At 68.9% G+C, this 7,048-nt stretch carries 7 protein-coding genes and 1 pseudogene; 4 read left to right on the forward strand and 4 right to left on the reverse strand.

Going from position 1 to position 7,048, the window contains the following annotated elements; translation table 11 throughout:
- Window positions 1-820, reverse strand: a pseudogene (locus tag ACLM5J_RS20755) (hypothetical protein); the annotation flags it as partial.
- A gap of 163 nt (window positions 821-983) precedes the next feature.
- On the opposite strand from ACLM5J_RS20755, the gene ACLM5J_RS20760 reads away from it, so the two are divergent.
- Window positions 984-1,616, forward strand: a complete 633-nt coding sequence (locus tag ACLM5J_RS20760; RefSeq protein WP_413658587.1) for an NAD(P)H-binding protein — start codon at window positions 984-986, stop codon at window positions 1,614-1,616.
- Between the two features lie 3 nt (window positions 1,617-1,619).
- On the opposite strand, the gene ACLM5J_RS20765 is transcribed toward ACLM5J_RS20760, so the two are convergent.
- The gene (locus tag ACLM5J_RS20765) at window positions 1,620-2,150 is read right to left on the reverse strand and encodes a hypothetical protein (protein ID WP_413658588.1); all 531 of its coding nucleotides are present in this window, start codon (window positions 2,148-2,150) and stop codon (window positions 1,620-1,622) included.
- Between the two features lie 105 nt (window positions 2,151-2,255).
- Here ACLM5J_RS20765 and ACLM5J_RS20770 point away from each other — a divergent pair, with 105 nt between their 5' ends.
- Window positions 2,256-3,104 carry a GIY-YIG nuclease family protein gene (locus ACLM5J_RS20770; RefSeq protein ID WP_413658589.1) on the forward strand — a complete coding sequence of 283 codons (849 nt, stop codon included), beginning with the start codon at window positions 2,256-2,258 and terminating at the stop codon, window positions 3,102-3,104.
- Between the two features lie 10 nt (window positions 3,105-3,114).
- On the opposite strand, the gene rlmN is transcribed toward ACLM5J_RS20770, so the two are convergent.
- A complete protein-coding gene (rlmN, locus tag ACLM5J_RS20775) occupies window positions 3,115-4,245 on the reverse strand; it encodes a 23S rRNA (adenine(2503)-C(2))-methyltransferase RlmN (protein WP_413658590.1) in 1,131 nt (376 codons plus the stop codon).
- 40 nt (window positions 4,246-4,285) lie between these two features.
- A complete protein-coding gene (locus tag ACLM5J_RS20780; protein ID WP_413658593.1) occupies window positions 4,286-5,041 on the reverse strand; it encodes an META domain-containing protein in 756 nt (251 codons plus the stop codon).
- Between the two features lie 223 nt (window positions 5,042-5,264).
- On the opposite strand from ACLM5J_RS20780, the gene ACLM5J_RS20785 reads away from it, so the two are divergent.
- A complete protein-coding gene (locus tag ACLM5J_RS20785; protein ID WP_413658591.1) occupies window positions 5,265-5,693 on the forward strand; it encodes a YciI family protein in 429 nt (142 codons plus the stop codon).
- On the forward strand, window positions 5,690-6,958 hold the full coding sequence (locus tag ACLM5J_RS20790; RefSeq protein ID WP_413658592.1) for an RNA polymerase sigma factor: 1,269 nt from the start codon (window positions 5,690-5,692) through the stop codon (window positions 6,956-6,958). The genes ACLM5J_RS20785 and ACLM5J_RS20790 overlap by 4 nt, the downstream gene beginning before the upstream one ends.
- Window positions 6,959-7,048 lie beyond the last annotated feature (90 nt).

The following is a 7,048-nucleotide window of genomic DNA, read 5'->3' on the forward strand; positions in this document are numbered from 1 at the left end:
CGAGCTTGTCGAGACCTCCCAAGTCGAGGGTGTCCTGCGCCTCCGCGATCGAGCCGAGTGCCTTCGCCTTCCGCTGCCCGAGCGTGTCCACATCCCCAGCACGACGCAGCTTCTCGGCCTCTTCGCAGACCCGGTCATGGAACCGGGCCAGGTCGAGCGAGTCACCCACCACATCGAGCCTGGAGGTACCCGACGCGGTGCCTTCCGGGCCGTGCTTATGAGTGAGCGTCACATCCCAGTCGGCCTTGGAGAGCGGCCCGGTTTTGTCGCGGACCAACTCGGGATGGAACTTCGCGACCGCCATCGCCAGCATCCGTTCGATGGTCGGCCAGCCGTACCGTTCACCGGCAGCGAGCTGAGTGTCGAACCAGGCAGCGGCTTCAGCGGAGAGTTTCCTGGTCAGCTCCGCAACCCGGCGAGCCTTCCAACCCGGCACTTCCAACAGTTCGACCTTCGCCCACACCCGCGGGAGCCGGTGGTGCAGATCCAACGCATCCGCGAGCAGGCTCATCGCACCCTGCAGGGTGAGGTTCGCGGCGACCGCAAACTCCTCAGCCGCGAAAGCCGCCACCGCCGGCGTCCCAGCGCCACCCAGCACATCGTCCAACTCCAGGGACGCCAACGCCGGGTCGTCCGACCAGGAAGCCGCCGACCCGCCCTCAATCACCGGGTTGAGCACGCACCACTGGTGAGCAAGCCGCAACTGTCGGCGCGCCAGTACCAGCGAGGTTTCGTGGCTCTCGGAGATCACCGCAAGCAGCCAACCCGCATCGAGGTCAGTGACCTCATACGGAACGTGCCGGGCGTCGATCTCGATCATGAGATCAGTCCAACATGTGCCTCCGACAGTAAGACCGTGCTGCCGAGGCCGTCGCGTCTTAGTCTCCGACTCTCGCCCTGCTGAGGTTGCCCCTCTGGTATTCCGGCCGGCGGCAAGGACCAACCTGATGGCCGGGTACCACCGGACGGCGTAGCCTGCGCCCGTGACCATCTTGATGATCCTCGGCGCCACCGGGGCCGTCGGCGCCCGGGCGATCGAAGCCGCACTCGAGGACCCGCGGGTGACCCGCGTGGTCGCGCCCACCCGGCGTCCGCTGGAGCCACGCGACAAGCTCGACAACCGGGTACTCGACTTCTCCGCGCTCGACCCTATCGACGACGTCTGGCAGGTCGACGCCGTGGCCTGCGCGATCGGCACCACCCGCTCCATCGCTGGTTCCGCGGCCGGATTCCGGGAGATCGACCACGATGTTCCGGTCGCCATCGCCGGCTATACCCATGCCGCGGGGGCCACCTCCTACGCGGTGGTCACCTCGGTCGGTGCAGACCCGAACTCCCGCAACTTCTACCTCCGGGTGAAGGGTGAGACGGAGCGCGAACTACGCGCCATCGGCTTCGACTCACTCACCGTGATCCGACCCTCCGGACTGGTCGGCGGCGTGCGGACCCGCCCCGCCAACCTCGGCGACCATCTGGCGGAGGCCAGCCGCGCCGTCCGCGGCCTGATCCCCCGCCGCTATCGCCCGGTCCACGTCGACCGGGTCGCCCGCGCGTTGGTGGACAGCGCGGTGACGGCGGCCCCCGGCGTCACGGTGCGGGAGTCGGAGAGTCTGTAGCGGTCAGTGCGCGATCGCCTTCAGAAGGACGACCAGCGCGGCTACGCCCATCAGCAGGACCATCAACAGGACCCGCTGCCAGGTGGGGATCGGCGTCCGCCGGACGGCGAGGTAGACGAAGAGCCCGAGGCTGACGATCACCGCGGCGACGCCCATCCCGAGCGCAAGGCTGAACTCCACGAGGCCTACTGCCGCCAGGACCAGAAGGAAGATCGGCACAACACCGGCGCTCACGATCTGCCAGGTGGCACCGGCCATCTGGGCCCAGTCACGTCGGCTCAGCCCCGCGCCGTGGCTGGCCAGGTGCGCCAGTACCTCGGCGACCAGACTCGCCGCCCAGAGGCCGAGCAGTGCCAACGCGACGTCGAACGCCGCGGTCCACGCGTCGGTGGTGGTGCCGTGCCCGGGGTGCCGGGTCAACAGCAGCAGCGTGGTCAGGCAGGCGAACGCCCCGTAGATCCGTTCCTTGAGGTGTGCCCGGACCTCATCGGGGGTGAGGCCCGCAGCGGCCGCTTGCCGACGTGACGCACTCATCGCAGGCTCGAAAGGATGCGTGGCATGCCCTCATCATGCCCGCCGCGCCGCTGACGGTGCGGAGAGTGGAACGGCGCGGCGTCGCCGGCCGTTACAGTGCGTCGCATGCCGACCTCGACCTCGTTCACGGGTGACCTCACCTTCGGGCACCTGCTGGCCGCTGCGGGGATCGATCCCCGCGACGTCGTGGTCATCCGGCACACGTACACCGCCGATGGGCTCCAGAACGACGCCGACCTCACCGAGGAGAACCTCCTCGCCTACACCCGGGCACAGGGCGTGGGTCCGAACCACAAACTCGGCAAGATCCCGCGGCCGCTGTGGCTCTGTTTCATGGCGGACGGGAAGCGACGGTCCCGGTATCTCGTCGCCTACGAGAACCACGGCGAACTGGTCGCGGAACGGACCGAGGACCTGCGCTACTTCGACCTACGTCCCAGCGCAGCACTCTCCGCACTCGCCGACCGGCTGGTCGTCGAATGGTCGAGGGACGCCGTCAACTGGGCGAAGACCGGGGAGAGCGCCTCCATCTTCCCGGTCGTCGAGATCGCCGATCCCGAGGTCGTCCCCTTCCCCGGCTTCGACAACGTGCTGCTCTCCTACGGTGAGCTGCAGGCCGTGGTCGCGGACTCCCGCTATGCCGCCTGGCGGACCGCCCTCGGCTCGGTGCAAGGCATCTACCTGATCGCGGACCGGCTCGACGGCAAGCTCTACGTCGGAAAGGCCGACGGCGCCGAACGCCTCCTCGGACGGTGGAGCCAGTACGCGAAGGACGCCCACGGCGGAAACGTCGCCCTCAAGGAGCTAGCCCTCGACGCGGACCACCGCCGGCACCTGCAGTTCAGCATCCTGCGCGTCTTCGGCCCCAGCGTCCCTAGCACGGAACTGGACGCCGCCGAGGCGGCCTACAAACGCGCCCTGCTGACGCGACAGTTCGGCCTCAACCGCAACTGAGGCTGCTGCCTCAGGCGTCGCCAGGAAGGGCGGCGAGCTGGCCGCAGGCACCGTCGATGTCGCTGCCGCGGGTGTCGCGCACCGTGGTGGAGATGCCCTTGGCCTCCAGACGACGGACGAACTCGCGTTCGTCAGCCGGGTCGGACGCCGTCCACTTGGATCCCGGTGTCGGGTTGAGCGGGATCAGGTTCACGTGCACCCAGCCGCGGCCGCGCTCGTTGAGCACGTCGGCCAGCAGGTCGGCACGGTGTGCCTGGTCGTTGATGCCGCGCATCATCGCGTACTCGACCGAGACCCGGCGGCCGGTCTTCGCGAAGTACTCGTGAGCGGCGTCCACAGTCTCGGCGACAGAGAACCGGGTGTTGATCGGCACCAGCTCGTTGCGGAGCTCGTCGTCGGGCGCGTGCAGGCTGAGCGCGAGGGTGACCGGGATGCCTTCGTCGGCCAACTGCTTGATCCGCGGCACCAGGCCGACCGTCGAGACGGTGACGTGCCGGGCCGACATGCCCAGCCCACCGGGAGCCGGGTCCGTCAGACGGCGCACGGCACCGATCACGGCCTTGTAGTTGGCCAGCGGCTCCCCCATACCCATGAAGACCACATTCGAGACCCGGCCGACGCCGCCGGCGACCTCGCCCCGGGTCATCGCGCGGGCACCGGCCACCACCTGCTCGACGATCTCGGCGGTCGACATGTTCCGCTGCAGGCCACCCTGGCCGGTCGCGCAGAACGGGCAGGCCATGCCGCAACCGGCCTGGCTGGAGACACACATCGTGGTGCGGTCCTTGTAACGCATCAGCACCGACTCGACGAGGGCCCCGTCGAAGAGCTTCCACAGCGTCTTCACGGTGGCGCCCTTGTCGGCCTCCAACCGCCGCAGCGGCGTCATCAGCTCGGGCAGCAGCGTGCTGACCAGCTCCTCGCGCTGCGTGGCCGGCAGGTCGGTCATCTCCGCGGGGTCGTCGGTCAACCTCGCGAAGTAGTGGTTCGACAGTTGCTTGGCACGGAACCCGGGCAGCCCCGCATCGATCAGCAGCTGCTTACGACCGGCCTCGTCGAGGTCGGCCAGGTGCGGCGGCGGCTTCTTGCGTCCACGCGGCTCGTTGAAGACCAGGGGAAGGGGCTTGGGGTTCACACTCATAGCCCCACCAGTGTCCCACCCAGCACCAGCGGGCAGCGAATCATTGGGCGACGAAGCCCAGGCCGCTTCCCGTGGCCGGATTCGAGAGGGTGAGCCGCCTCTCCTCGATCTCCACCTCGACCGCACCGTCGAGCACCTTGAGCATCGCGCTCTCCACCTCGCGCCCGGCCGGATCGGGGCAGGCCATCTTGGTCAACATCAGCGGTCCGACGGTGAGCAGATCGCCGTCCCGCGACGCCGTCGCGCGGCCGGTGTTGCAACCCGTGTCGACGCTCAGCGTGGCGCCGTCGTACGAAACCGTGGCGTCCGCCGCCACGGAACTGACGGAGTCGGCATCGATCAACGAATCCAGCTGCCAGGGTCCCGCGGTCAGCTCGACGTCGGGCGACACGTCCGCGCGATCCGCCACAGCGAAGACCACGGTGGCGCCGCGCAGCTCCTGCTCGCCGATCGTCAGCGGCTCGGCCAACACCTCAGCGAGCCAGGCGTCCTGCGCCATCAGCGGTTCCGGGCAACCCATCTGGGTCATCGCCAGGTCGCCGACGACGAGCTTGTCGCCGTCCACCTGGTAGCCACCGTTCATCGCGTTGCACCCCGCCGAGACGCTCACGGTCCGCTCCTCGAACCGGAGCCGGATCTCGCTGTCCGGAACCAGCGGATGCGGCTTGCCGCCGTCGGTCACCGACGTCACGACGAGGGTCCGTCCGGCCAGAGCACGTGCTCTGGAGTCGGAACCACTCGCGTCGGGCTCGTCGTCACCCTTGCTGCCGCATCCGGCCACACCCATCGCTCCCACAACGGTCAACGTAGCGACCGTCGCCCACCAACCCGCTCCTCGCATCGGCCCTCCCCGATTCTCTGCCCGGCGCTCCCGAGCTCAGCTCCACCATGACCCATCCGCAGCCTGGCACAACGAAATTCTGAAAAAATCTCCGGCCCATGTCGATCCGGGCGTGCGCCGTTCGACTGATGGGTGAGAGGGTCCGAAGCGCGGGCCCCAGCCAACCAAGGAGATCACCATGAAGTACATGCTCATCTGGCGGATGAACGACGAGGCACAAGAGGCCTTCGCCACCGCAGAGTTCGACATGGATGCGATGTTGGAGACGATGGGGCGCTTCAACGACGAGCTGATCGACGCCGGCGTGCTGCTGGCCGCCGAGGGCCTCGACCCCGACCCGGCTTCCGGCGTCGTCGTCGACTACTCCAGCCAGCCGCCGCTGGTCACCGACGGCCCCTACGGCGAGACCAAGGAGCTGTTCGGCGGCTTCTACCTGCTCCAAGTCGCCTCGATCGAGGAGGCGGTGGCATGGGCCAAGCGGATGCCGGGAGCAGCGCCCGGCATGAAGACCGAGATCCGTCGGGTCACCACCATCGACGAGTTCCCCCAGGACAACGTCTGGATCCAGAAGGAGCGCGCCTGGCGGGAGTCTGTGGGCCAGCTGTGAGCAACCCGCACGAAGGTCGGCGCGCCGTCGAGGCCGTGTGGCGGATCGAGTCCGCACGGATCGTCGGCGCGCTGGCGCGCACCGTCAACGACTTCTCGCTCGCCGAGGACCTCGCTCAGGAGGCGTTCGCCGAAGCCCTGGTCACCTGGCCCCGCGACGGCGTCCCGGACAATCCGGCGGGCTGGTTGCTGACGGTCGGGCGACGGCGGGCGGTCGACACCTTCCGTCGGCGCACCGCCGGGAACGCTCGCTACCAGGTGCTCGGCGCGGAGCTCGCGATCCAACAGAGCGCCGATGAGACCGACGCCGACCTCCTGCTCGATCCGGACCACGTCGAGGACGACCTGCTCCGGTTGATCTTCATCGCCTGTCACCCGATGCTCTCACCCCAGTCGCAGGTGGCGCTGACGCTGCGCACCGTCGGCGGTCTGACCAGCGACGAGATCGCTCGGGCGTTCCTGGTCCCCACCGCGACCATCCAGGCTCGGATCACCCGCGCCAAGAAGACCCTGACCGCCGCTCGCGTCCCCTTCCAGTTGCCCGAGGCGCACGAACGAGCCGACCGGCTGCGCCAGGTGCTGAGCGTCATCTACCTGCTCTTCACCGAGGGCTCCTCGGCCAGTACCGGGGAGGCGTTGATCCGGTTCGACCTCGCTGCCGAGGCGATCCGGTTGGCCCGGATCGTGGCCCGCCTCGCGCCGGACGACTCCGAACCGGCGGGCCTGCTCGCCCTCACCGAACTCACCGCCGCCCGCTTCGGCGCCCGTACCACCGCGGACGGTGCGCCGATCCTGCTGGAGGACCAGGATCGACGCCGTTGGGACGTCGCCGCGATCCGCCGCGGACTGGCGGCGCTCGACCGGGCCCAACGCGTGGGCCGGGGACTCGGCCCCTACGGGCTCCAGGCGGCGATCGCCGCCTGCCATGCGCGTGCCGCCTCGGTCGCCGAGACCGACTGGACGACGATCGTGATGCTCTACGAGGCGCTGGAGCGGATCGCACCGTCGCCGATCGTCACTCTGAACCGCGCCGTCGCGCTATCCATGGCGACCGGTCCCGCGGCAGCGTTGGAACTGGTGGAGGCACTGGCCGCCGAAGGCCAACTGCGCGGCAGTCACCTGCTCCCCAGCGTCCGCGGCGAACTGCTCCGTCGCCTCGGCCGCACCGACGCCGCCCGTGCCGCCTTCGAGGAGGCCTACACCCTCTGCCCGAGCCCCAGGGAACGCGAAACCCTCGCCACGAAGATCACCCTTCTCGCCACCTAAGCGATAGTCCCTGACGTTTCGCCCCAAAATCTGTGGGCGGGGTCAAGGGGTGGAAGCAACTCTGGTTGAGGAGTTGTGGATGGTGAGGGG

The sequence above is a fragment of the Nocardioides sp. Bht2 genome (assembly GCF_047308515.1).
Taxonomy (GTDB): Bacteria; Actinomycetota; Actinomycetes; order Propionibacteriales; family Nocardioidaceae; genus Nocardioides.